The following is a 23690-nucleotide window of genomic DNA, read 5'->3' on the forward strand; positions in this document are numbered from 1 at the left end:
ATGCGCGCCAAGCCCGTGCAGGCGGTCGCCGAAGGATCGCCCTCGCCCGATGGCAGGGCAGCGACCGGCTTTGCCGTCGAGATTCTCACCGGCCGCGACGCCTTTCTGGCCCTCAAGCCGGAATGGGATGGGCTGTTTGCCCGCGCCGGCCTGCCGCACCAGCTCTTCCAGCGCCACGCCTTCCTGCGGCACTGGTGCGACCATTATCTCGTTGCCGATGATCGCCTTTGCCTCGTTGTCGGCCGCGAGGCCGGCCGCCTGGTCATGCTCTGGCCCCTGGAGCGCCGGCGCCGCCTCGGCCTCGAGCTGGCGCGTTTGATGGGTACGCCGGTCGCGCAGTTCGGTGACGTCCTGGTCGAGCCCGGTCCGCGGCGCGAATACTGGCTCGAGCGTGGCTGGGAGGCACTGCGCCGGCTCGGCATCGATCTTGTCGAATTGCGCCTTGTCAGGACAGACGGCGCGCTCGCGCATTGCAACAGGCTCGCTGTGTCCACTCCGGTGGTGAGTCAAGAAGCCCTGTTCGCTGATCTCGCCTTGCGGGTCGCGCCGGATGGACCGAGCCTGGCCTATCCTCCGCGTGACCGTTCCAGCTACCGTCGTCGTCTACGCCGCCTCGCCGAGCGTGGCGAGGTCGGCTTCATCAGCCACGTGCCGGGCGAGGAGGCGCGTGCGCTGGCCGACCAGGCCATTGCCATGAAACGCGACGCGCTCGTGCAGCATGGCATCATCGCGCCCGCCGTCGTGGATCCGCGCTTCGCTCGCTTCTTCGCCGCCCTCGCCGCCGACCCGAAGGACGAGACGGGCCTGCGCTTGTCCGTCATCGCCTGCGACGGCCGCCCGATCGGGATCGACCTGTCCTTCGACTGCAAGGGCCGCAGCTTCGGCCACGTCATCGCCAGCGATCCCGCTTTCGAACGAGAGGGCCTGGGTCGCGTGCTGGTCCACCATGCCTTCGCCGGAGCCAGGGCGCGCGGCAATTCGATCTTCGATCTTCTGGCGCCGGCCGACCCGTACAAGCGCGAGCACGCCGACGGGGCCGTGCCGGTGTGCGATTTCACCGTGCCGCTGAGCTGGCGCGGACAGCTTGCCTGCGACTTTGCGCTGCCGCATCTGCGACCGACGCTAAAGGCCATCGCCAAGCGCCTGCCGGCCAGCTGGGTCCGGCGGCTCGCAGCGCCAGGCTAGCTCGCCATCGCGTCCATGGCACGCGCCAGCCTGACGTCGAGCTCGGTCAGGCCGCCTGCGTCATGCGTCGACAGCGTCACCTCGACCGTCTTGTAGACATTCGACCATTCCGGGTGATGATCGAGCTTCTCGGCCAGGAGCGCCACCCGGCTCATCCAGCCAAAGGCCTCGTTGAAATCGCGGAAGACGAAGCGCTTGCTCATAGCCTCGCGCCCCTCGACCAGTGTCCAGCCCGTCAGAACCGACAGCGCTTCCTTGCGGGCCTCCGGGCTCAGGCGCTTCGGACGCTCATGTCCCATGTCGTCGCTTCCTTCACCTGCGCTGCGAAATCGCGCCGCTGGGCCGATTCGGGTAGGACAACCCGAGCGGATAGGCTGCCTCCAGTACATAGGGGCCGCCGCCGATCGAATCACGGGAGGACATCAGCGCGAAGCGCCGCGCCGTGAAGCTGATTGGCCGCACGATCGGATGCAAGGCGAGATAATGCGCGACATCGGCCGGCGAGGCATCGCGCAATCGCGCCAGCGTCACATGCGGCGTGAACTTGCGTGATTCAGCCGGCAGCCCGAGCCGCCGCATCAAGCGTTCCAGCTCGGCCTGCAGCTCGTTGAGCTTCTGCGAGGGCTGGACGCGCGCAAAAACCGCGCGCGGCCGATCGCCACCGAAGCTGCCGAGCTGGTCGAGCGTGATCGTCAGCGGCTCGCCGCCGACATCGTGCAGGAAGCTGTCGACATCATGGGCCGTGCGCCGGTCGACATCGCCGAGGAAACGCAAGGTGACGTGGTAGTCGGCGGGTTCGATCCAGCGGGCGCCGATCAACCCGCCGCGATGCAGCGTCAGGCTCGAGGCGACCTCAGCGGGAATTTCCAGGGCAGTGAATAGCCGGGGCATGGCGAATCAGTGCCAAGTATTTGTGACTCTGGCGAGACGGCAGCCTCGCACCGTCCGCCGCTGTTCACAAGCCGGCTCTGCTTCCTGCTCATGGGCAGGGGTTGCCGACTCGCTGATGGATGGCGTCGATCTTCGCCCCGAGCTCGGGCGAGATCGCGACCGAAGCCGAGCCGATCGCCGTCCGGAGCTGGTCCATGCTGGTCGCCCCGATGATGTTCGAGGTGAGGAAGCAGCGCGAAGTCACGAAAGCCAGCGCCATCTGCACGGGATCGAGACCAGCCTCTTGGGCGAGCGCGATATAGGCCTTGATCGCCAGTTCCGAGCCTGGCGTCTGGTAGCGCTGGGCCCGATCGAACAGCGTGGTGCGCGCTCCCGCCGGCCGCGCGCCGTCGAGATATTTGCCGGAGAGATAGCCCTGGGCCAGCGGCGAGTAGGCGAGCAACCCGACCTGCTCACGCATGGCGATCTCCGCCAGCGCCGTCTCGAAGGTCCGGTTCAGCAGGTTGTAGGCGTTCTGGATCGACTGCACGCGCGGCCGATCAGTCCCCTTGGTCTCGGCGAGGAAATTCATCGTGCCCCAGGCGCTCTCATTGGAGAGGCCGAGATGGCGGATCTTGCCGGCCTTGACGATCGCCGCGAAGGCGTCGAGCTGCTCGGCGAACGGCGTCTCGTCCTGCGCCTGCTCGAACGCTGCCTGGTGGAAGCGCGACGGGTTCGAGCCCCACTGCATCGGCCGGTCGGGGAAATGGATCTGGTAGAGATCGATATAATCGGTCTGCAGCCGCTTCAGGCTCTTGTCGACGGCCTCCTCGATCTGCCTGCGATTGACGCGGGTCGGGCCCTTGTCGTCGCGGAACCAGTCATTGGCCGAGCGGCCGACGACCTTGGAGGCGAGGATCACCTTGTCGCGATTGCCGCGGGCCTTGAACCAGGTCCCGATGATCCGCTCAGTCGACCCTTGCGTCTCGGCCTTGGGCGGAATCGAATAGAGCTCGGCCGTGTCGAAGAAGGTCACGCCCTGGTCGAGCGCATAGTCCATCTGCTCATGGCCCTCGGCTTCCGTGTTCTGCTGGCCGAAGGTCATCGTACCCAGGCAGATCGCCGAGACCTTGAGGTCGGTGCGGCCGAGACGGCGGTAGTCCATGGCGAAAGGCTCCGATGGCGGACGCACCGAAACGCGCCGCGCATGACTGAGGTGATGGCAGGATGCGCCCCGCTCAGGAGCGCGGGCGCAGGGAGGAAAGGAATCGCTCCACCGTCGGCAGGATGCGCTGCGCGATAACGCGCACGCCCTCAGCCTTCGGATGCAGCATGTCGGGCTGGTTCAATACCCGGTCCCCGGCGATCCCGTCCAGAAAGAAGGGATAGAGGATGAGCCCATGTTTCTCGGCAAGCTTCGGATAGATCGCGTCGAAACGTGCGACATAGTCCGGGCCGTTGCTGCGCGGCGCATACATGCCGGCGAGCAGGACCGGGATGCCGCGCGCCTTCAGCCCGGTCACGATCGCGTCAAGCGACTTCTCGGTCAGCGCCGGATCGACGCCGCGCAGGGCGTCATTGGCGCCGAGCTCGACGATGACGCCGTCGGTCCCATCCGGCACCGACCAGTCGAGCCGCTCCAGCCCGCCCTGCGAGGTATCGCCGGAGACGCCGGCATTGGCGATCTCGACCGAAATCCCCTTGTCGCGCAGCATCTTCTCCAGCACCGTCGGAAATGCCGCATTTCCCGGCAGGTTGTAGCCAGCGGTCAGGCTGTCGCCGAGCGCGACCAGCTTGAGCGGTTTGGTCTGGGCGATGGCGGAGCTGTTCATAGAAAAGGAACCCAGGCTGGCGAAGACGAGCAGCATCGCCGCCCAAATGCGCGGCGACAGCTGGATTCGCGGCAGTAAGCGCCCATATCGGTTGGCGGCGCGACGCATGGCGGTTCTGGTCCCTTCGGCTTGGAATGGCAGTCGAAGCGACGGCATCGGATGGGATGAAAGCGGAAACATGGCGGTGAGCGAAGGAACCCCGGCGGTTATCGAACTCGACAATGTCGAGCTCAGTCTGGGGCGTGGCGCCGCCCGCGTCCATATCCTCAAGGGCGTCTCGCTGACCATCCCGCAAGGCCAGGCCACCGGCCTCGTCGGCCCGTCCGGCTCCGGCAAGTCGACCCTGCTGATGACCATGGCCGGACTGGAGCGACCCGATTCCGGTCTGGTGAAGGTCGCCGGCCAGGATCTCGGCGTGCTCGGCGAGGATGCGCTCGCCCTCTTCCGCGGCCGGCATATCGGCATCGTCTTCCAGTCTTTCCACCTCGTGCCGACCATGACGGCGCGCGAGAACGTCGCGCTGCCGCTGGAGCTCGCCGGCGTCGACGATGCCTTCGAGCGCGCCGCGGCCGAATTGCGCAATGTCGGGCTCGGCGAACGCATGGACCACTACCCGGCCCAGCTCTCCGGCGGCGAGCAGCAGCGCGTCGCCATCGCCCGTGCGGTCGCGCCCGATCCAGCGATTCTCGTCGCCGACGAGCCGACCGGTAATCTCGACGAGAGCACCGGCCGCTCGATCGTCGACCTGATCTTCGCGCTCCGGCGCGAGCGCGGTGCCACTCTCGTCCTCGTCACTCACGATCTCTCGCTCGCCGCGAGCTGCGATCGCACCGTGCGGCTGCGCGCCGGCCGCATCGAGACCGAGGCTGGGACCGAGGCGCTGGCGATCTGAGATGCACGCGCCCGTCAAACCATCCGCTTCCCCCTCCGCTCCGACACGCCGCCCCGTCGGCCTGAAGCTGGCCTTGCGTCTCGCCTGGCGCGATCTGCGCGGTGGCCTGCGTGGCTTCGGTGTCTTCATCGCTTGCCTGGCACTTGGCGTCATGGCGATCGCCGCGGTCTCCTCTTCGTCGCGTGGCCTGAGCGAAGGCCTCGGCCGCGAGGGGCGGCGGATTCTCGGCGGCGACGCCGCCTTCAGCCTGATCCATCGCGAGCCGACCGCGGAGGAACGCGCCTTCCTCGCCCGACATGGCAGCGTCTCGACCATCGCGACCCTGCGCAGCATGGCCAATGCCGGCGAGAAGGGCGCCGCCCTCGTCGAGGTCAAGGCGGTCGACGGCTCCTATCCCAGCATCGGCGAATTGCGCACCGATCCGGCCCAGCCGGCCGCCGATCTCCTCGCGCTGCGCGACGGCGCCTATGGCGGCATCGCCGATCCCGTCCTGTTCGGCCGGCTCGACCTCAAGCCCGGCGACACCGTGCTGATCGGCTCGGCCCGGGTGCAACTCCGCGCCAGTCTCGCCTCAGAGCCCGACAAGATTGCTGCCGGGGTCGGCTTCGGCCCGCGCCTGATCCTCTCGCAGGAGGCATTACGGGCTTCCGGCCTGCTCCAGCCCGGCAGCCTGGTGCGCTGGACCGCCCGCGTCATCCTGCCGGACGGCGCCAGCACCGACGCCGCGCTCGACGCACTCCTGGCCAGCGCCGCCCGCGAACAGCCCAATGCCGGCTGGGAGATCCGCTCGCGCGCCAATGCCGCGCCCAACTTCCAGCGCAATATCGAGCGCTTCACCCAATTCCTCACCCTGGTCGGCCTGACCGCTTTGCTGGTCGGCGGCGTCGGCGTCGCCAATGCGGTGCGTCGCTTCGTCGAGGCCAAGCGGCTCGACTTCGCCACGCTGAAGGCAATCGGCGCCACCGGCGGCCGCGTCGTCGCCATCCACCTGACCGAGGTCATGCTCGTCGCCGCCTTCGGCATCGCAATCGGGCTGGCGCTCGGCGCCGCCGCGCCCTTCGCGCTGGGCTATGCGCTCGCCGACATCGTGCCGCTGCCTTTCGAGCCGACGCTCGCCCCTGCCGAGCTCGCCACGGCCGCACTCTACGGCCTGCTGACCGCGCTGGTCTTCGCCATCATCCCGCTTGGCCGCGCCCATGACGTGCCGGTCTCGGCCCTGTTCCGCGATCAGATCGAGCCCGATCGGCGCCAGCCACGCTGGACCTACCGGGCGATTTTCCTCGCCGCGCTCGCCGGCCTCGTCGGCGTCGCGCTCGTCTTCGCCTATGACCGGCGCATCGCGCTGATCTATATCGGCGCCGCCGGCGCTGTCTTCCTGCTGCTGCGCCTGATCGCCTGGGGTCTGATGGCGCTGGCCCGTCGCGCCGGGCGCCCACGCCAGCCGGCGCTGCGCCTGGCGCTCGCCAATATCTATCGACCCGGCGCGTTAACGCCTTCGCTGGTGCTGTCGCTCGGCCTTGGCGTCGCACTGCTCTCGACGCTCGCCTTCATCGACGTCAGCCTGCGGCGGCAATTGACCCAGTCGCTGCCGCAGAAGGCTCCGAGCTTCTTCTTCCTCGACATTCCCAATGCCCAGGCAGCGGAGTTCGACCGCTTCCTCGCCGAGCAGCGCCCTGGCGCGCATGTCGAGCGCGTGCCGATGATGCGCGGGCGCATCGTCAGCGTGAACGACGTCCCCGCCGAGCAGATCAAGGCGAGCGAGCAGATGGCCTGGGTACTGGAGGGTGATCGCGGCATCACCTATTCCGCCGCCATGCCCGAGGCCTCCAGGCTCGCCTCGGGCGAGTGGTGGCCGGAGAACTATCGCGGCGAACCGCTGGTCTCCTTCGACGCCCGCGCCATCGAGGGTCTCGGCCTCAAGCTCGGCGACAGGCTCACCGTCAACGTGCTCGGCCGCAACATCACCGCGCGCATCGCCAATTTCCGCGACATCGAATGGCGTTCGCTCGGGATCAACTTCGTCATGGTGTTCTCGCCGAACACCTTCGCCGGTGCGCCGCACACCAACCTTGCCACCGTGACCGACAACGGCGCGACGCCCGCGACCGGCGATCCTGCCCTGATGCGCCAGCTCGCCATCGCCTTTCCGGCAGTGACAGCGGTCCGGGTCAAGGACGCGCTGGAGGCGGTCAACACCATCGTCGGCCAGCTCGCCGGCGCGATTCGCGGCGCTTCCGGCCTCGCCATCAGCGCCAGCCTGCTGGTCCTGGCAGGCGCTCTGGCGGCCGGGCAGCGGGCGCGGCTCTATGACGCGATGATCCTGAAGACGCTCGGCGCCACCCGTCGCTTCATACTTTCGTCGTACGTCCTCGAATACGCAGGCATCGGCGTCGTTTCAGCCCTGTTCGGGCTGCTGGCAGGTGCCGTGGCGGGCTGGGGTGTCGTCACGCAAGTGATGAAGATAGATTTCGTTCCCGATCCGACAGGCGCTGTCATCGCAGCGACTGCAGCTGTCGTGGTCACGGTCGTGTTCGGATTGATCGGAACCCTGCAGATACTATCGAAAGCGCCTGCTTCTCATCTGAGGAATTTATGAGTTCTGACTCATCGCAGCGCGGCATAAACATGGACAGACGGTAATGTTGCATCGACTGGCCGGCGAATTTCTATGCCGGCAGCGACGCTAACCATGCTTGCCTCTTGTAAGGCCGCGTGATCCCCCTCATATTTCGCACTGTCGCCACGATGGTGCGCGACGGTGGGCCTCGCAAGGGCGATGTCCGCCCGGCACAGTTTCAAGGGGAACTCTCTCCATGAGCGATTTCGACCGCAACGCTCAGGTCTGGGGCGCCGGCCGCGCCCAGCAGACCAGCGCCGTCGAGGTGGACCAGGGCCTGCGCTCGTTCATGCTCGGCGTCTACAACAACATGAGCATCGGCCTGGCCATCACCGGCCTGATGGCGATCGGCATCTCGATGCTGGCGATCGCCGGCTACTCGCCTTCGGGCAAGGTCACCGCGCTGACGCCGCTCGGCCAGGCGCTCTACCTTTCCCCGCTGAAGTGGGTGGTGATGCTGGCTCCGCTGGCCTTCATCTTCTTCTTCTCGTTCAAAGCCGAGAGCATGAGCTCCTCGACCGCGCGCGCCATGTTCTTCGCCTTCGCGGCGGTGATGGGCATCTCACTGTCGTCGATCTTCGTGGTCTTCACCGGTGAATCGATCGCCAAGGTGTTCTTCATCACCGCGGCCTCCTTCGCTGGCCTCAGCCTGTTCGGCTACACCACGAAGAAGTCGCTGTCGGGCATCGGCTCGTTCCTGATCATGGGCCTGATCGGCCTGGTGATCGCTTCGGTCGTGAACATCTTCCTGGCCTCGAGCGCTCTGTCCTTCGCCATCTCGGTGATCGGCGTGCTGGTCTTCGCCGGCCTGACCGCCTGGGATACGCAGCGCCTGAAGGAAATGTACCTGTACTCGGACATGGACTCCGAGTCGGCCGCGAAACTCTCGGTGAACGGCGCCCTGTCGCTCTACCTGAACTTCGTCAACATGTTCCAGATGCTGCTCTCGCTCTTCGGCTCCAAGCAGGAGTGATTCGGGCGACAGCCTGAGAAACACGAAGCCCCGGCCTCACGGCCGGGGCTTTTCGTTTGGGCAGCGCCCGTCGAGCGACGTCAGTTCACCACGCTCAGCCGCTTGTCGAGCACCTTGAGCACCCGCCCGAGCTCGGCACCGCGCTTCAGGATCAGCCCGGTCGCGGTCACCACCGAATAAGCGCCCTGGCGCCGCGCCAGCGACGGGTCCTTGACGATCCGGTAGAGCGGCACCTCGGCCGTGCGCCGAAACACCGAGAACTGCGCCTTGTCGCGTAGGAAATCGATGGCGTAATCGCGCCACTCGCCGGCCGCGACCATGCGGCCATAGAGATTGAACAGCTCGTTCAGCTCGCGCCGGTCGAAGGTCACCGAGGAGGGCGCGGCAGCCGGAAAGGCGACGACCGCGCCCGCTCGCTGACCTGGCGGAGTTTCGCTTTCGCTCATCGCGCCTCCTGTTCGTTTACCGGCGATTATCCGGCAAGGGATGATGCGCCCGCCCCCCGGCGCTGGCAAGGGCGCAGCAAGACAGATTGATGACGATCCCGCCGCCATCGCCAACCTCGGCACGATTGCCATGATTTTGCCGCGCTTGCGCCAAGCGAGCGCCCCGTTGCGGCGTTCAACTCCGATTCGTTGCCTCGGCGGCCCGGCTTGCCCGGTTCCGGACACGTCAGCCCCCCAGCCCCTCCGGCGCTGCGGCGGGCCGGGCCAACGAGTCGAGGCCAACTCACGGCTGGCGGTTTCCGCCGGCCGTTTTCTTTGTCCGGATCTCTATCGCGAAGCGCCGTGATACTCGGCATTGGGCCGCATATCGACGGCCGAAGCGATCCGGTTCGACATGTTGTAGAAGGCCGCCACGGCCCCGATGTCCCAGATGTCGCGCTCGCCGAATCCGACCTTGCGCAGGCCTTCCCGGTCCTCCTCCTCGATCTTGTGCGGCTCTTCCGTCAGCTTCACCGAGAAATCGAGCATGGCGCGGTGGCGCGGCGAGAGCTGCGCGGCGCGATAGTTCATCACCATCATCTCGCCGAGCACGGCATCGCCGGAGAGCTGGCGCACCGCCTGGCCATGCGCCGTCAGGCAGTAATAGCAGCGGTTCACGCTGGAGACCGCGACCGCGATCATCTCGCGCTCCAGCTTCGAGAGGCCGGACGGCGCCAGCATCAGATCGTTGTAGAAGGCGGCGAAGGCCTGGAGCTTGGCATCGTCATGCGCATAGGCGGTGAGCACGTTCGGGACATAGCCGAGCTTCTCCTCGCATTTGGCGAAATAGGCCTGCATCTCCTGCGAAAGTTCAGCCTGCGGCAGCGCGAGTGCCATCACGGCCGGCGGCGCGTCCTGCTTCGCAGGCTGCTCACCCACCATCGCTTTGTCATGCTTCTTCGTCATCTCTGCACTCCTCGCGCTGATATCCGCGCGGATCGGACACGACTTGCCGTCTCCGCGCCATATTGGTGCAATCTGGCTGCCGGCATCCGACGAAAGTTGCAGCGGCCGGTGAGCTATGTCATCGCTCGGCAAAATAGCAGGGGGAAGAAGACTATGGCCAAGCGCGAAGCGAATGCCACGGCTGCAGCAGTCACCGCGATCGAGGCCGCTGCCCACGAGCTCGGTTCGGCGATGCCCGCGGAATTCCCCAAGCTGCTCTATGGCCGCACCGTCGCCGAGGACCTCGTCGCCCTGCCGCCGGAGCTACTCGCCCGCGCCGCTGACGCCGCCTACGCCCATCTCAGCGGGTCGCGCAAACCCGGTGAGCCCAATCTGCGCTTCCGCGACGAAGCGGTGAAGGAGGATGGGCGCGAACGCCAGATCACGATCCTCGAGGTCGTCAACGACAACAAGCCGTTCCTGCTCGATTCGACCCTCGCCGAGCTGACCGAGCAAGGCTACGAGCCGCGCCTGGTCGCCCACCCCATCCTCGCCGTGGTGCGCAAGGACGATGGCACCTTCCAGTCGCTCGCCGGCGAGGCGTCCGGACGCGCCGTCGAAGGCACGCGCCGCGAAAGCCTGATCCACATCCATCTCGACCGGATCGACACGGCCGAAGCGCGCGACCGCCTCGCGGCTGGCCTCGCCCGCGTCTATGTCGATGTCGGCCTCGCCGTCGACGACTGGGCCGCAATGCGCGGGCGCATCACCGAGGTGATCCAGTCCTACCGTGCCAACCCGCCGCCGCTGCCGGAGGACGAGGTCGCCGAGGCGCTCAATTTCCTCGAATGGATCGCCAGCGACAATTTCACCTTGCTCGGCGTACGCGCCTATCGCTTCGCCGGCGGCGACACCGCCGCCGACCCGGTCGATTCCTCCGGCCTCGGCATCCTGCGCGACCCGGATGTCCGGGTGCTGCGCAAGAACCGCGAGCTCGTGGTGATGACGCCCGAGATTCGCGCTTTCCTGGCCAAGCCGCAGGCGCTGATCATCACCAAGGCCAACGTCAAGAGCCGCGTCCACCGCCGCGTCCATCTCGACTATGTCGGCGTGAAGCTCTTCACCGCCGACGGCCGGCTCGACGGTGAACTGCGCATCGTCGGCCTGCTCACCTCGAACGCCTATACCGGCAGCGCCCGCGCCATTCCCTATCTGCGCCTCAAGGTCGCGCGCGTGCTCAAGAGCACCGGCTTCGACCCGTCGAGCTATTCCGGCCGCGCCCTCTACAACGTGCTCGACGCCTTCCCGCGCGACGAGCTCTTCCAGATCGACGTCGAGACGCTGGAGCGCTTCGCCCTCGACATCATGCAGTTGACCGAGCGGCCGCGCATCCGCGCGCTCGCCCGCGCCGACGAGTTCGACCGCTTCGTGTCGGCGCTCGTCTTCATCCCGAAGGACCGCTACGACACCACGGTGCGCCGCCGCGTCGGGGAGTTCCTGGCCCGTGTCTACCAGGGCCGCCTCTCGGCCGCCTATCCGGCCTATCCGGAAGGCCCGCTCTCCCGCACGCACTACATCATCGGCCGCGACGAGGGCCGCACGCCCAAGGTCGACCGCAACACGCTGGAAGCCGGCATCGCCGCGATCGTCCGCACCTGGAGCGACGGGCTGAAGGACGCGCTCGATGCGCAGAAGGCCGGCCCCGCCGCACGCTCCCTCGCCGAGCGCTATGCCGAAGCCTTCGGCGCCGCCTATCGCGAGCGCTATTCCGCAGAGGACGCGCTGATCGACGTCGACATGCTGCAGAAGCTGTCTGACGAGCGCCCGCGCGCGGTCAACCTTTACCGCCGCGAGGGCGACGGGCCGACCCGGGCCAACCTCAAGCTGTTCTCGCGCGGCGCCGCGATCTCGCTCTCCGAGCGCGTGCCGATGCTGGAGAACATGGGCTTCCGCGTCGTCAACGAGCGCACCTTCAACATCACGCCGCAACAGAACGGCGGCGGCAGCGCCGACACCCGCGTCTGGCTGCACGACATGACGCTGGAGCGCGCCAGCGGCGGCGAGATCGACATCGAGAACCTCGATCCGACGATCGAGGCGGCGCTGATGGCGCAGTTCCGCGGCCTCACCGAATCCGACCGCTTCGACCAACTCGTGCTCGCCGCCGGCCTCGCCTGGCGTGAGGCTGCGCTGCTGCGGGCGCTCGGACGCTATCTGCGCCAGGTCGGCGCCCCCTATGCGCAGGACTACATCGCCGACGCACTGACCCGCCATTCCGGCATCGCCACCGGGCTGGTGAAGCTCTTCATCGCCAAATTCGATCCCCGCCTCTCCGAGAAGAAGCGGGCTGAGCAGGTGAAGGCGGAGCGCGAGCGCATCGAAGCCGCGCTCGCCGACGTCACCAGCCTCGACGAGGACCGCATCCTGCGCCGCTTCGTCAATCTGATCGACGCAGCGCTGCGCACCAACTTCTTCCAGATCGGCCCGGACGGACATCCGCGCAGCACGATCTCGTTCAAGTTTGCCTCCGGCCAGGTCGACGGCATGCCGTTGCCGCGCCCGCTCTACGAGATCTTCGTCTATTCGCCGCGGGTCGAGGGCGTCCATATGCGCTTCGGCAAGGTCGCACGCGGTGGCCTGCGCTGGTCCGACCGGCCGCAGGACTTCCGCACCGAGGTGCTCGGCCTGGTCAAGGCCCAGCAGGTCAAGAACGCGGTCATTGTCCCGGTCGGCGCCAAGGGCGGCTTCGTGCCCAAGCAATTGCCGCCGGCGAGCGACCGCCAAGCCTGGCTCGCCGAGGGCACCGAGAGCTACCGAATCTTCGTGCGCACCTTGCTCGAGCTCACCGACAATCTCGATGGCGAGAAAATCGTGCCGCCCGCGGACACCGTCCGTCATGACGGCGACGATCCCTATCTCGTCGTCGCCGCCGACAAGGGCACCGCGACCTTCTCCGACACTGCCAATGCGCTTTCGGCCGAGAAGCATCACTGGCTCGGCGACGCCTTCGCCTCCGGCGGCTCGCAGGGCTACGACCACAAGGGCATGGGTATCACCGCGCGCGGCGCCTGGGAGGCGGTGAAGCGCCATTTCCGCGAGATCGACGTCGACATCCAGACGACGCCCTTCACCGTCGCCGGCGTCGGCGACATGTCGGGCGACGTCTTCGGCAACGGCATGCTGCTCTCGCCGGCGATCAAGCTCATCGCCGCCTTCGACCATCGCGACATCTTCCTCGATCCCGATCCGGATGCGGCCAAGAGCCTGGCCGAGCGCCAGCGCATCTTCGCCCTGCCGCGCTCCTCCTGGGCCGACTACGACAAGTCGCTGATCTCCAAGGGTGGCGGCATCTTCTCGCGCCAGGCCAAGAGCATTCCGCTCTCGCCCGAGGCCCAGCAGGCCCTCGCTTTCGACAAGGCCCAGGTCACTCCGGCCGAGCTGATGACCGCAATCCTGAAGGCGCCGGTCGACCTGCTCTGGTTTGGCGGCATCGGCACCTATATCCGCGCCAGCGACGAGACCGACGCGCAGGTCGGCGACCGCGCCAATGACGCGATCCGCGTCACCGGCTCCGATCTGCGCGCCAAGGTGATCGGTGAGGGCGCCAATCTCGGCGCGACCCAGCGCGGCCGCATCGAGGCGGCCCGCAACGGCGTGCGGCTCAACACCGACGCGATCGACAACTCGGCCGGCGTCAACACCTCCGACGTCGAGGTCAACATCAAGATCGCGCTCGCGGACCCCGTCCGCGACGGGCGCCTGCCCGAGAAGAAGCGCAATGCCCTGTTGGCGCAGATGACCGACGAGGTCGGCCTGCTCGTCCTGCGCAACAACTACCTGCAGAGTCTGGCGCTCTCGCTGACCGAGGCGCAGGGCATCCAGGCAAGTCCGCATCTGCGCCGGCTGATGGTGCGGCTCGAGGAGGATGGCCGGCTCGACCGCGGCGTCGAGTACCTGCCCTCCGACGCGGTGCTGATCGAGCGCGAGAAGCGCGGCGAGGGCCTGACCCGGCCGGAACTCGCCGTGCTGCTGGCCTACGCCAAGCTCGCTTTGCATGACGCGCTGCTCGACTCGGCCATTCCCGACGACCCCTATCTGAAGAGCGAGCTCGTCCGCTATTTCCCGCAGCCGCTGCGCGAGGGCTATGGCAAGGAGATCGCCGGGCACAGGCTGCGCCGCGAGATCGTTGCGACCCAGCTCGCCAACGCCATCATCAACCGCGGCGGCCCGGCCATCGTCTCGATGCTGGTCGACCAGACCCGCGCCGAGGCCCCGGCGATCGCCGCGGCCTACGCCGTCGCCCGCGATTCCTTCGACCTGATCACGCTGAATGGCGCCATCGACGCGCTTGACGCCAAGCTGCCGGGCAAGACCCAGACCGGCCTCTATGCCGCCGCGCAGGAATTGGTCGTCGACCGGATGCGCTGGTTCCTGCGTCGTGGCGTCGCCAAGCCCGGCGCGATCGAGCAGACCGTGGCGCACTATGCCAAGGGCGTCGCGGCGCTGGAGGGCGCGCTCGCCGAATTGCTGCCAGAGGCGGCGGCCCAGGCACGCAATGCCCGCATCGCGGCGCTGATGGCCGAGGATGTGCCCGAGGCGCTGGCCGTGCGTGTCGCCAGTCTGCCCTGGCTCGCCGAGGCGACCGACATCGTCGACATCGCCAGCCGCACCAAGCGTGACATCGTCGAGGTGGCGCGGATTCATTTCAGTACCGATTCGACCTTCGGCTTCTCGACGCTGGCCGCAGCAGCGGCAGCCGTTCCGGCGACCGACGACTATGAGCGCCTTGCACGTCAGCGAGCGGTCGAGACCCTGACCGACGCCCATGCCGGGCTGACGCAGGAGATCGCCACCGGCAAATCCGGCCCCGACGCACTGAAGGATTGGCTCGCGGAACGCGGTGCCGATGCCGAACGCACCCGTGCCACCGTCTCGGCCATTGCCATGTCGGGCCTCTCGCTGCCAAAGCTGATGGTGGCGGCCGGCATGCTGGCCGACCTACCGCGTCGGTAAAGCCAGCCACCAGGACATCGGTCGCCGCGCTTCACGCGGTGCGCGGCGACCCCATGAGAGAGTGTGACGATGAATCCCGATGAAGACGGCACGGTCGCGACGCGAATCGACCCAAAGCTGCTGGAGATCCTGGTCTGCCCGGTCACGAAGGCGACGCTCGAATACGATGCCGCCCGTCAGGAGCTGATCAGCCGCGCCGCCAAACTCGCCTATCCGATCCGCGACGGAATCCCGATCATGCTGCCGGAAGAGGCGCGCCAGCTGGAGGGGTAGTGCCGGTAGTCGGCATTTTACTCGGGCTGACTCGGGTAAGATTCAGGCAGACTCCGGAAATTTCTGCCCAGTTCACCTGAAGCTGCCGGCCAGACTCGGTATGACCCGCTCACAGTCCGTTTGTGACCAAGTAGTACCTACAGCATCTCGCCCTTGAGCAGGCGCGGCGTCGGCCCCGCCAGCCCCGCCGCCTCGCGGATGAAGAAGCGCTTCAGCCCCGGCATACGCTCGACCAGGCCGAGGCCGAGATCACGCGCCAATCGTAACGGCGTCGAATCGTTCGAGAACAGCCGGTTGAGCCCGTCGGTGACGACGCCCATCGCGACCGTGTCGAAGCGCCGACCCTTCTCATAGGCTTCGAGCACCTCGGAGCCGCCGACATCGAGGCCGAGCCGGGCCGCGTCGACGATCGCCTCGGCCAGCGCCGCGACGTCCTTCAGCCCGAGATTGAGCCCCTGGCCGGCAATCGGGTGGATGACATGGGCGGCATCGCCGAGCAGCGCCAGCCGCTCGCCGACGAAGCGGCGCGCCACGCCGAAGGAGAGGGGATAGGCGCCCGGGCGGCTCTCCATGGCGATCTCGCCCAGTTCGAGGCCGAAGCGGCGCTCGACCTCAAGCAGGAGGTCACTCTCGTCGAGCGCCAGCAGGGCCGGGACGTTCTCGCTGCGCTCGGTCCAGACGATCGAGGAGCGATGGCCGAGCTTGCCGCCGTCAGCCAGAGGCAGGATCGCGAAGGGGCCGGATGGCAGGAAATGCTCGACCGCGCGCCCGTCATGCGGCCGCTCATGGCCGATGGTCGCAACGATGCCGGATTGCGGATAGGACCAGCCGACCCAGCCGATACCAGCCTGCTCGCGCAGTTTTGAGCGCGCGCCGTCAGCCGCGACCAGCAACGCCGCATCGAGGCTTTCGCCACCGGTGAGGGCGACTGCGACCACGCCGTCATCGTCCACCGTGCCGGAACGGACACCTTCAGCCCGGAGTTCGACGCCATTGGCACGCGCGACCTGGAGCAATGCCGCCATCAGCGCGCCATTCTCGACCATATGAGCAAAGGGTTGGCCTGGCTCGACCTCACCGTCGAAGCTCAGGAATACCGGGCGCACCAGGTCGGGCGTGCGGCTGTCGGTGATGATCATCTCGGTCATCGCCGTCGCAGCCGTCTCGGCCAGGCGCCAGATTCCGAGCGCCTCCAGCATGTTGCGCGCCGCCGCCGCGACCGCATAGGCGCGATCGTCGGCCCGCGCCGGACCGGCGAGCGCCGGGTCGGCGACGATGACACGAAAGCTCTCGCCCAGTGCCTGCTTCAGCGCGACCCCCAATGTCAGCCCGGCGACGCCGCCGCCGGCGATGACGATGCGCTGGCTCGCACCCTCAGAACTCTGCGCCATGACATTCCCTGTATCGCACCGCTTGACGCGGCCGGATCGCTCGTTGCTGATGCTCGCCGTCTTGCCCACAGCCGGCCCGGGCCGCAAGCCCGCGCCGAGCCGGTTTTTCAGCCGATGACCTCAGCCGCGAACACCCTGCTCCCGATCTTCGATCTCGAACCGCTCGGACACAACCGGTTCCAGGGTCGCAGCCCCGACAATGGCTGGACGCGCGTCTTCGGCGGCCAGGTGATCGGCCAGGCGCTCTATGCCGCCTGCAAGACGGTCGAGGAGCGCCAGCCGCATTCGCTCCACGCCTACTTCATGCTGCCGGGCGATCCGACGATCCCGATCGTCTACGAGGTCGAGCGGCTGCGCGACGGCGGCTCGTTCTCGACGCGGCGCGTGCTGGCGCTGCAGAAGGACGCGGCGATCTTCGCCATGTCTGTCTCCTTCCAGATCGCCGAACCCGGCTACGACCACCAGATGCCAATGCCTGCCGTGCCGATGCCGGAAGATTTGCCGGATCGCGACGGCATGGAGCGTGACGTGCTGCCTCATATGCCTGAGGCGGTGCGCGCCTATTACCGACGCGAGCGGCCGATCGAAATTCGTCCCGTCGAGATGAGCCGCTATGCGGCGGATGGGCCGCGGGAGCCGAAATTCAATGTCTGGGTCAGGGCGTCGCAGAGACTGCCCGATGAACCAGCGCTGCACCAGAGCGTGCTCGCCTATGCCTCGGACCTGATGCTGCTCGATTCCAGCCTGATCGCTCACGGCACCAGCGTCTTCGACCGGCGTGTCCAGAGCGCCAGCCTCGATCACGCAATGTGGTTCCACCGGCCTTTCCGGGCCGATGACTGGCTGCTCTATGCTCAGGACAGCCCCTCGGCCTCGGGTGCGCGCGGTTTCTCGCGCGGGCTGATCTTCGACCGGGAAGGGCATCTCGTCGCTTCCGTGGCGCAGGAAGGCCTGATCCGGCCGCGCCCCGATCGCGCCTGAGCCAACCACCGCCTGCTTTCACGGCATCTGCCTAATTATTGATCAATCCGGCATGCTGCGCGCCGCCTGATCGTGGCGGAATCGCGGCATTGCCCGCCAACGCGCCACATCCACCGGTTGGCACGGGCCTTGAAAGGTCTCCCCCGACGCGCCTGGCTCGAAAGGGCGCGAGAGGCGCAACGACGTCGTTTGGATCGCGGTCCGGCGGCGCACAAGCGGGGGTAACCCAGCCATGAAGATCGTGATGGCTATCATCAAGCCGTTCAAGCTGGAGGAGGTGCGCGACGGGCTCACCGCCATCGGCGTGCACGGCCTGACCGTGACCGAAGTCAAGGGCTATGGCCGCCAGAAGGGCCATACCGAGATCTACCGCGGCGCCGAATACGCCGTGAGCTTCCTGCCGAAGATCAAGATCGAGGTCGCCGTCACCGACGATCTCGTTCCCAAGGTGATCGAGGCCATCACCGCCGCCGCCCGCACCGGCCAGATCGGCGACGGCAAGATCTTCGTCTCGTCGATCGAGAAGGCCGTGCGCATTCGCACCGGCGAGACCGACGGCGACGCCCTCTGAGCCCCGACCTTCCAGGAGTTTCACGATGAACAACAAGACCCTTAACCGGGCCGGGCTGGTCGGGCTGGCGTTCGCCGCAATGGCCGGCGCCGCGCTGGCGCAAACCCCCGCAGCGCCGCCCGCCCCCGTGCCCAACAAGGGCGACACCGCCTTCATGATGAGCTCGACGATCCTCGTGCTCCTGATGACGGTCCCGGGCCTTGCGCTGTTCTATGGCGGCCTGGTCCGCTCCAAGAACATGCTCTCGGTGCTGACCCAGGTCTTCGCCATCGTCTGCATCGTCTCGCTGATGTGGATCATATTCGGCTACTCGCTCGCCTTCACCAATGGCGGCGGCCTCAACGACTTCGTCGGCGGCTTCTCCAAGGCCTTCCTGAAGGGCGTCGACGGCAATTCGACCGCCGCGACCTTCTCCAACGGCGTCGTCATCCCGGAGTATGTCTACATCGCCTTCCAGATGACCTTCGCCTGCATCACCCCGGCCCTCATCGTCGGCGCCTTCGCCGAGCGCATGAAGTTCTCGGCGCTGCTGCTCTTCATCGTGCTCTGGGTCACCTTCATCTATTTCCCGATGGCCCACATGGTCTGGTACTGGGGCGGGCCCGACGCGGTCGGCAACGCCGCCAAGGCGCTGGCTGATGCCGGCACCGATGGCAAGGCCGCGGCCCAGGCAGCACTCGATGCTGTGAACGCCGATGCCGGCATGCTGTTCAAGTGGGGCGCGCTCGACTTCGCCGGCGGCACCGTCGTGCACATCAATGCCGGCATTGCGGGCCTCGTCGGCTGCGTCCTGATCGGCAAGCGCATCGGCTTCGGCAAGGAGCTGATGGCCCCGCACTCGCTGACCATGACGCTGATCGGCGCCGCCCTGCTCTGGGTCGGTTGGTTCGGCTTCAACGCCGGCTCCAACCTCGAGGCCAACGGCACCGCCGCGCTCGCCATGATCAACACCTTCGTCGCCACGGCGGCGGCAGCGGTGGCCTGGCTGTTCGTCGAATGGGCCGTGAAGGGCAAGCCCTCCATGCTCGGCATGGTCTCGGGCGCGGTCGCCGGCCTCGTCGCCGTCACCCCGGCTGCGGGCTTTGCCGGCCCGATGGGCTCGATCCTCCTCGGCCTCGTCGCAGGCGCCGTCTGCTTCGTCTTCTGCTCGACGGTGAAGAACGCGCTCGGCTACGACGACTCGCTCGACGTCTTCGGCATCCACTGTGTCGGCGGCATCATCGGTGCGCTGGCGACCGGCATCCTGGTCAACCAGGCACTCGGCGGCGCCGGCATCCCCGATTACTCGACCAAGCCGGGCGAGCTGGTCGCCGCGACCTACGAGTTCGGCACGGCTTTCATGGCCCAGCTCAAGGCGGTGCTGTTCACGCTCGTCTTCAGCGGCGTCGGCTCGGCGATCCTCTACAAGATCGTCGATGTGATCGTCGGCCTGCGCGTCGCTTCCGACCAGGAGCGCGAGGGTCTCGACATCGCCGAGCACGGCGAGCGCGCCTATCACGACTGAGCCCTGAACAGCCCAGTCCAAAGCATCGCCCCGGCGGGACCCCGCCGGGGCTTTTTCATGGCCGCTGGAAGGCCCGTCGCCAGTCGCTCAATGGACGGTCCCCCGGCAGGCCCAGGCGATGTTCGCGAAAGATCTCGGGCCGTCGGGCCGCCCGGCCTGGTAGGCGTCGCGCACGGCGGCGTCGACGCGCGCCCGCTCCACGGTGTCGAGTGCCGCCACATATTTGCCGAGCGGCCCTTCACCGGCAGCGATCGGCGCCCAGAAGTCGTCGAAATCCCGATAGTCCATGCGGATCATCAGCTCGGTCTCGGTGACGTCCGCGAGACCCTGCTCGGCGAAAGCCCGTTTCATTTCACCCGGCTGCATCATCGGCTGGAAGCAATAGCGGGCGCGCATCTGACGGCCGCCTTCGTTCAGCCCCGCGACGGTATCGACCATCATGCGCATGCCCGGCATGCCGCCATAGTGGTCCCACACGGCGGCCGCGACCACGCCGCCTCGCCGCACGACACGAGCCATCTCGGCGATGGCCTTGCCGGCCTCAGGCACGAAATGCAGCACGAGCAGGGCCATTGCACGGTCGAACACGCGATCCTCGAATGGCAGGGCGCAGGCATCCGCCTGCCGGATGCTGATACGCGCATCGTTGTTGCGCCGGGTCGCCTCCGCGACGAAGACGGGCGAGTAGTCGATCGCGACGACCGCCGCGAGATCTGCCGAGGCAGCGAGCGTGAAAGTCAGGCTGCCGGTGCCGCAACCGACGTCGAGGACGCGCTCGCCATCGGCCAGCCCGGCGAAGTCGATGAACCCGGGCGCGAGCTTTTTGCTCCAGCGGCCCATCAGTTGCTCATAGCCGGCCGCATCGTGGATGGTGAAGCTTGAGGCCATCGAACCCTCCTCGCGGCGCGTCGGGAAGGCGGGCGCCGACACCACGACAATAGACCAGTCATGGTGCTGGAAAAATCGCTCTCGAAACGGTGCGGGCGTCTCACTCCTCGCCTGAAGGTCGGTCCAGCACGATCTCGAGCACCTGCACCGCCTCCGGCAGCTCGATCAGGAACTCGGCATCGCGTTCGAGATGGTGGATCCTGCGCGGGTCGGGCCCGGCGAAGCGCGACATCGCCTCGACACTCTCCCAGTAGGAAATCGTCACGAACTCGCTCTCCCCCGCGCGATCCTCGCGGAACATCTGCGCGCCGAGCGCCTTTTTTGCCAGCGGCCTGACACCGACCTCGAGCAGATAGGCTGCATAGGCATCGGCCTTCTCCGGCACCGTGCGGCCGCGCCAGATCCGCGCAATTCTCGCAATCGTCTCACCGCCATCGGCCATGTCGTCCTCCTGGCTGTTGTTCGTCGAAGAATGCTTTGGCCGTGCCATCGTTCCCCGCGCTCCCGACAATGCGTGGCGGCAGCGCAAGGTTAAGCGGGCCTTAACCGGACCTTCCTAACCTGCCGGTTCGATGGGGCGGTCTCGGCTGCCTTCCTGACCGACGCCCGCAGACACGGCCCGATGCGCACGATCCGACGCTCCTCATCGCTGATCGACCGCCTGCCCGATCCGGTGCGCGAGTTCCTGTCGCGCCGCGCCGCCGAGATCGGCGGGATGGCGATGCTCGCGGTGATGATCGCCATCGCCGTCGCCCTCGCCACCTGGTCTGTCGACGATCCCAGCCTGAACAACGCCACGCGCGGCACCGTCCACAACCTGCTCGGCCGCCCCGGCGCGATGATCGCCGACCTCGCCATGCAATTGCTCGGGCTCGGCGTTGTCGCGCTGCTGCTGCCGCCGCTGCTCTGGTCGCTCCGGCTGATCCGCTTCCACCTTTTCGATCGCAGCGCACTCAAGCTCGTGCTCTGGGTCGTCGGCATCGTCTCCACCGCCGCGGTGGCGAGCGCCCTGCCGGCAACGCCGCGCTGGCCGCTGCCGACCGGCATGGGCGGCGTCATCGGCGACGCCCTGCTGCAGGGCACCCGCAACATCGTCGGCCTGGGCGGCACCGCACTCGGCGGCCTCGTCGCCTTCGTCTTCGCCGGCATCGCCATTCTCTCCGTCACCGCCGCCGCCGGCTTCGGCTTCGTCACCGACGAGGATCCCGATCCCGACCAGGACGACGAGGCTTTCGCCGATGGCGAGGAGCGCCGCGACGACGAGCCGGGCTTCTCGGTGATCCTGATCGGCTGGATCGCCCATGGCGCCATGGCGTTGAAGGCCGCGATCCTGCGCCGCCTGCCGCGTCCGCCGCAGCCGGCCTCAGCCAGCGCCGGCACGATGCCCATGCCGGCCCAGACCGGCCGGGTCCGCCGTGAGCCGAACTTCACCGGCGATCCGGAGGCCTACCGGTCCCCTGTCGTGGCACCCGAACTCGCGCGCCCCGCTGCCGCCAGGCCCGCGCCGACGGCGCGCCCGGCTTATGACGACGATGACGAGCCTTTCGAGGCGCAGGATGTGCGTGACCTCAACGCTCCGCGCGTCGCCGCACCAGTGCGCGCGCCCAAGCCCGGCAAGCGCCTCTCGCGCGAGGCGCAGCCTTCGCTGCTCGATCGCGACGGTTTCGAGCTGCCGCCACTGACCTATCTGGCCGAGCCGAAAAAGATCCCCGCGAACACCATCTCCACCGACGCGCTGGAGCAGAACGCCACCTTGCTCGAAGGCGTGCTCGAGGATTTCGGCGTCCGCGGCGAGATCAGCCAGGTTCGACCCGGCCCTGTGGTCACCTTGTATGAGCTCGAGCCTGCGCCGGGCACCAAGAGCTCGCGCGTGATCTCTCTGGCGGACGACATCGCGCGGTCGATGAGCGCGGTGTCGGCGCGTGTGGCGGTGGTGCAGGGCAAGAACGCGATCGGCATCGAGCTGCCCAACGCCAAGCGTGAGACCGTCTTCCTGCGCGAGCTTCTGGCCTCCCAGGACTTCGAGGGCACCAAGCACAAGCTGGCGCTGTGCCTCGGCAAGACCATCGGCGGCGAGCCGGTGATCGCCGATCTGGCCCGCATGCCCCACCTTCTGGTGGCGGGCACCACCGGCTCGGGCAAGTCGGTCGCGATCAACACCATGATCCTGTCGATCCTCTACCGGCTGAAGCCGGAGGAGTGCCGATTGATCATGGTCGATCCCAAGATGCTCGAGCTCTCCGTCTATGACGGCATCCCGCATCTGCTCACCCCCGTCGTCACCGACCCGAAGAAGGCGGTGGTCGCGTTGAAATGGGCGGTGCGCGAGATGGAGGAGCGCTACAAGAAGATGTCGAAGCTCGGTGTGCGCAACATCGACGGGTTTAATGTCCGGGTCGGCGAGGCGCTGGCGGCGGGCGAGGTCATCACCCGCACGGTCCAGACCGGCTTCGACAAGCATTCGGGCGAGGCGATCTACGAGGAGGAGGCGATGGACCTGTCGCCTCTGCCTTACATCGTCGTGATCGTCGACGAGATGGCCGACCTGATGATGGTCGCCGGCAAGGAGATCGAGGGCACGATCCAGCGCCTGGCACAGATGGCCAGAGCCGCCGGCATCCACGTGGTTCTCGCGACGCAGCGCCCCTCGGTCGACGTCATCACCGGCACGATCAAGGCGAACTTCCCGACGCGGATCTCCTTCCAGGTCACCAGCAAGATCGACTCGCGCACCATCCTCGGCGAGATGGGCGCCGAGCAGCTGCTCGGCCAGGGCGACATGCTCTACATGGCCGGTGGCGGGCGGATCACCCGCGTGCACGGCCCGTTCGTCTCGGATGCCGAGGTCGAGAAGGTGGTGGCGCATCTGAAGACGCAGGGGCGGCCGGACTATCTCGACGCGGTCACCGCCGAGGAGGAGGCCGCCGGAGCCGAGGACGAGGACGGGGCGGTCTTCGACAAGACCGGCATGGGCCAGTCGGAGAGCGACGACCCCTATGAGCAGGCGGTGGCTGTCGTGCTGCGCGACAAGAAGGCCTCGACCTCCTACATCCAGCGCCGCCTGCAGATCGGCTACAACCGCGCCGCCTCGATCATGGAGCGGATGGAGAACGAGGGCATCGTCGGACCCGCCAACCACGCCGGCAAACGCGAGATCCTCGTCGAGACCGGAAGGGCCAGGGAAGACGAGGATTAGAGGCCGGGTGCGGCCGAATGGCGCGAAACCGGTCCTGAAAATGCCATCAGCCCGGTGCAACTTCACCGCCGACTGACGCGTTGAACCCTTGCCGGCCCGCCTGGGCGGCACGATATTCCGCCAGAAGGCCGCCA

The 23690-nt window shown here is 67.4% G+C and carries 19 protein-coding genes; 10 read left to right on the forward strand and 9 right to left on the reverse strand.

The annotated features are described in order from the left end of the window. Positions 1–1185 (forward strand): GNAT family N-acetyltransferase, encoded by a 1185-nt coding sequence (locus ACWIGM_RS25645; RefSeq protein ID WP_454028810.1) that lies wholly within the window; start codon positions 1–3, stop codon positions 1183–1185. Here ACWIGM_RS25645 and ACWIGM_RS25650 read toward each other — a convergent pair. The 4 genes from ACWIGM_RS25650 to ACWIGM_RS25665 form a co-directional block, all read right to left on the reverse strand. After that, on the reverse strand, positions 1182–1484 hold the full coding sequence (locus ACWIGM_RS25650; RefSeq protein WP_454028811.1) for a 4a-hydroxytetrahydrobiopterin dehydratase: 303 nt from the start codon (positions 1482–1484) through the stop codon (positions 1182–1184). The two genes, ACWIGM_RS25645 and ACWIGM_RS25650, sit on opposite strands and share 4 nt — an antisense overlap. A 13-nt stretch (positions 1485–1497) precedes the next feature. Further along, positions 1498–2076: an RNA 2',3'-cyclic phosphodiesterase gene (gene thpR, locus ACWIGM_RS25655; protein ID WP_454028812.1), complete on the reverse strand. Its 579-nt coding sequence runs from the start codon at positions 2074–2076 to the stop codon at positions 1498–1500. 88 nt (positions 2077–2164) lie between these two features. After that, the gene (locus ACWIGM_RS25660; protein ID WP_454028813.1) at positions 2165–3220 is read right to left on the reverse strand and encodes an aldo/keto reductase; all 1056 of its coding nucleotides are present in this window, start codon (positions 3218–3220) and stop codon (positions 2165–2167) included. A gap of 73 nt (positions 3221–3293) precedes the next feature. Further along, positions 3294–3887 carry an arylesterase gene (locus ACWIGM_RS25665; RefSeq protein ID WP_454028814.1) on the reverse strand — a complete coding sequence of 198 codons (594 nt, stop codon included), beginning with the start codon at positions 3885–3887 and terminating at the stop codon, positions 3294–3296. Positions 3888–4065: 178 nt separating this feature from the next. On the opposite strand from ACWIGM_RS25665, the gene ACWIGM_RS25670 reads away from it, so the two are divergent. From ACWIGM_RS25670 to ACWIGM_RS25680, 3 genes are all read left to right on the forward strand, one after another. After that, a complete protein-coding gene (locus ACWIGM_RS25670) occupies positions 4066–4779 on the forward strand; it encodes an ABC transporter ATP-binding protein (RefSeq protein ID WP_454028815.1) in 714 nt (237 codons plus the stop codon). 1 nt (position 4780) lies between these two features. Beyond that, the gene (locus ACWIGM_RS25675; protein ID WP_454028816.1) at positions 4781–7375 is read left to right on the forward strand and encodes an ABC transporter permease; all 2595 of its coding nucleotides are present in this window, start codon (positions 4781–4783) and stop codon (positions 7373–7375) included. Positions 7376–7592: 217 nt separating this feature from the next. Further along, entirely contained in the window at positions 7593–8369 is a 777-nt protein-coding gene (locus ACWIGM_RS25680) for a Bax inhibitor-1/YccA family protein (RefSeq protein ID WP_454028817.1), read from the forward strand. An 80-nt stretch (positions 8370–8449) separates the two neighbouring features. Here the strand turns inward: ACWIGM_RS25680 and ACWIGM_RS25685 are convergent, their stop codons facing one another. After that, complete coding sequence (locus tag ACWIGM_RS25685) at positions 8450–8815, reverse strand: DUF2794 domain-containing protein (RefSeq protein ID WP_092163128.1); 366 nt, start codon at positions 8813–8815, stop codon at positions 8450–8452. Positions 8816–9142: 327 nt separating this feature from the next. After that, positions 9143–9736 (reverse strand): peroxidase-related enzyme, encoded by a 594-nt coding sequence (locus ACWIGM_RS25690; protein WP_454029400.1) that lies wholly within the window; start codon positions 9734–9736, stop codon positions 9143–9145. Positions 9737–9913: 177 nt separating this feature from the next. Between ACWIGM_RS25690 and ACWIGM_RS25695 the strand changes: the two genes are divergently transcribed. Together ACWIGM_RS25695 and ACWIGM_RS25700 are read left to right on the forward strand one after the other, a co-directional pair. Then, positions 9914–14752 carry an NAD-glutamate dehydrogenase gene (locus tag ACWIGM_RS25695; protein WP_454028818.1) on the forward strand — a complete coding sequence of 1613 codons (4839 nt, stop codon included), beginning with the start codon at positions 9914–9916 and terminating at the stop codon, positions 14750–14752. Between the two features lie 69 nt (positions 14753–14821). Further along, on the forward strand, positions 14822–15025 hold the full coding sequence (locus ACWIGM_RS25700) for a Trm112 family protein (protein WP_454028819.1): 204 nt from the start codon (positions 14822–14824) through the stop codon (positions 15023–15025). A gap of 137 nt (positions 15026–15162) precedes the next feature. Here ACWIGM_RS25700 and ACWIGM_RS25705 read toward each other — a convergent pair whose 3' ends face one another. Continuing rightward, positions 15163–16416, reverse strand: coding sequence for a ubiquinone biosynthesis hydroxylase (locus tag ACWIGM_RS25705; RefSeq protein ID WP_454028820.1), 1254 nt, complete (start codon positions 16414–16416; stop codon positions 15163–15165). A gap of 114 nt (positions 16417–16530) precedes the next feature. On the opposite strand from ACWIGM_RS25705, the gene tesB reads away from it, so the two are divergent. The 3 genes from tesB to ACWIGM_RS25720 all read left to right on the forward strand — a co-directional run bounded on the left by tesB (position 16531) and on the right by ACWIGM_RS25720 (position 19472). Then, positions 16531–17397 carry an acyl-CoA thioesterase II gene (gene tesB, locus ACWIGM_RS25710; RefSeq protein ID WP_454028821.1) on the forward strand — a complete coding sequence of 289 codons (867 nt, stop codon included), beginning with the start codon at positions 16531–16533 and terminating at the stop codon, positions 17395–17397. 232 nt (positions 17398–17629) lie between these two features. Continuing rightward, entirely contained in the window at positions 17630–17968 is a 339-nt protein-coding gene (locus tag ACWIGM_RS25715; protein ID WP_110493299.1) for a P-II family nitrogen regulator, read from the forward strand. Positions 17969–17993: 25 nt separating this feature from the next. Beyond that, positions 17994–19472 (forward strand): ammonium transporter, encoded by a 1479-nt coding sequence (locus tag ACWIGM_RS25720; protein WP_454028822.1) that lies wholly within the window; start codon positions 17994–17996, stop codon positions 19470–19472. A gap of 87 nt (positions 19473–19559) precedes the next feature. On the opposite strand, the gene ACWIGM_RS25725 is transcribed toward ACWIGM_RS25720, so the two are convergent. After that, positions 19560–20360, reverse strand: a complete 801-nt coding sequence (locus ACWIGM_RS25725; RefSeq protein WP_454029401.1) for a class I SAM-dependent methyltransferase — start codon at positions 20358–20360, stop codon at positions 19560–19562. A gap of 100 nt (positions 20361–20460) precedes the next feature. Next, on the reverse strand, positions 20461–20802 hold the full coding sequence (locus ACWIGM_RS25730) for an antibiotic biosynthesis monooxygenase family protein (protein ID WP_454029402.1): 342 nt from the start codon (positions 20800–20802) through the stop codon (positions 20461–20463). 180 nt (positions 20803–20982) lie between these two features. Between ACWIGM_RS25730 and ACWIGM_RS25735 the strand changes: the two genes are divergently transcribed. After that, positions 20983–23556 carry an FtsK/SpoIIIE family DNA translocase gene (locus ACWIGM_RS25735; RefSeq protein WP_454028823.1) on the forward strand — a complete coding sequence of 858 codons (2574 nt, stop codon included), beginning with the start codon at positions 20983–20985 and terminating at the stop codon, positions 23554–23556. The last annotated feature ends 134 nt before the right edge of the window (positions 23557–23690 follow it).

The sequence above is a fragment of the Allobosea sp. NPDC055332 genome (assembly GCF_053645455.1).

Excerpts from the sequence above, each read along its gene's own strand:
- ACWIGM_RS25645 (WP_454028810.1), top strand. The coding sequence starts at position 1 with ATGCGCGCCAAGCCCGTGCAGGCGGTCGCCGAAGGATCGCCCTCGCCC.
- ACWIGM_RS25650 (WP_454028811.1), bottom strand. The coding sequence starts at position 1,484 with ATGGGACATGAGCGTCCGAAGCGCCTGAGCCCGGAGGCCCGCAAGGAA.
- thpR (WP_454028812.1), bottom strand. The coding sequence starts at position 2,076 with ATGCCCCGGCTATTCACTGCCCTGGAAATTCCCGCTGAGGTCGCCTCG.
- ACWIGM_RS25660 (WP_454028813.1), bottom strand. The coding sequence starts at position 3,220 with ATGGACTACCGCCGTCTCGGCCGCACCGACCTCAAGGTCTCGGCGATC.
- ACWIGM_RS25665 (WP_454028814.1), bottom strand. The coding sequence starts at position 3,887 with ATGAACAGCTCCGCCATCGCCCAGACCAAACCGCTCAAGCTGGTCGCG.
- ACWIGM_RS25670 (WP_454028815.1), top strand. The coding sequence starts at position 4,066 with ATGGCGGTGAGCGAAGGAACCCCGGCGGTTATCGAACTCGACAATGTC.
- ACWIGM_RS25675 (WP_454028816.1), top strand. The coding sequence starts at position 4,781 with ATGCACGCGCCCGTCAAACCATCCGCTTCCCCCTCCGCTCCGACACGC.
- ACWIGM_RS25680 (WP_454028817.1), top strand. The coding sequence starts at position 7,593 with ATGAGCGATTTCGACCGCAACGCTCAGGTCTGGGGCGCCGGCCGCGCC.
- ACWIGM_RS25685 (WP_092163128.1), bottom strand. The coding sequence starts at position 8,815 with ATGAGCGAAAGCGAAACTCCGCCAGGTCAGCGAGCGGGCGCGGTCGTC.
- ACWIGM_RS25690 (WP_454029400.1), bottom strand. The coding sequence starts at position 9,736 with ATGGTGGGTGAGCAGCCTGCGAAGCAGGACGCGCCGCCGGCCGTGATG.
- ACWIGM_RS25695 (WP_454028818.1), top strand. The coding sequence starts at position 9,914 with ATGGCCAAGCGCGAAGCGAATGCCACGGCTGCAGCAGTCACCGCGATC.
- ACWIGM_RS25700 (WP_454028819.1), top strand. The coding sequence starts at position 14,822 with ATGAATCCCGATGAAGACGGCACGGTCGCGACGCGAATCGACCCAAAG.
- ACWIGM_RS25705 (WP_454028820.1), bottom strand. The coding sequence starts at position 16,416 with ATGGCGCAGAGTTCTGAGGGTGCGAGCCAGCGCATCGTCATCGCCGGC.
- tesB (WP_454028821.1), top strand. The coding sequence starts at position 16,531 with ATGACCTCAGCCGCGAACACCCTGCTCCCGATCTTCGATCTCGAACCG.
- ACWIGM_RS25715 (WP_110493299.1), top strand. The coding sequence starts at position 17,630 with ATGAAGATCGTGATGGCTATCATCAAGCCGTTCAAGCTGGAGGAGGTG.
- ACWIGM_RS25720 (WP_454028822.1), top strand. The coding sequence starts at position 17,994 with ATGAACAACAAGACCCTTAACCGGGCCGGGCTGGTCGGGCTGGCGTTC.
- ACWIGM_RS25725 (WP_454029401.1), bottom strand. The coding sequence starts at position 20,360 with ATGGCCTCAAGCTTCACCATCCACGATGCGGCCGGCTATGAGCAACTG.
- ACWIGM_RS25730 (WP_454029402.1), bottom strand. The coding sequence starts at position 20,802 with ATGGCCGATGGCGGTGAGACGATTGCGAGAATTGCGCGGATCTGGCGC.
- ACWIGM_RS25735 (WP_454028823.1), top strand. The coding sequence starts at position 20,983 with ATGCGCACGATCCGACGCTCCTCATCGCTGATCGACCGCCTGCCCGAT.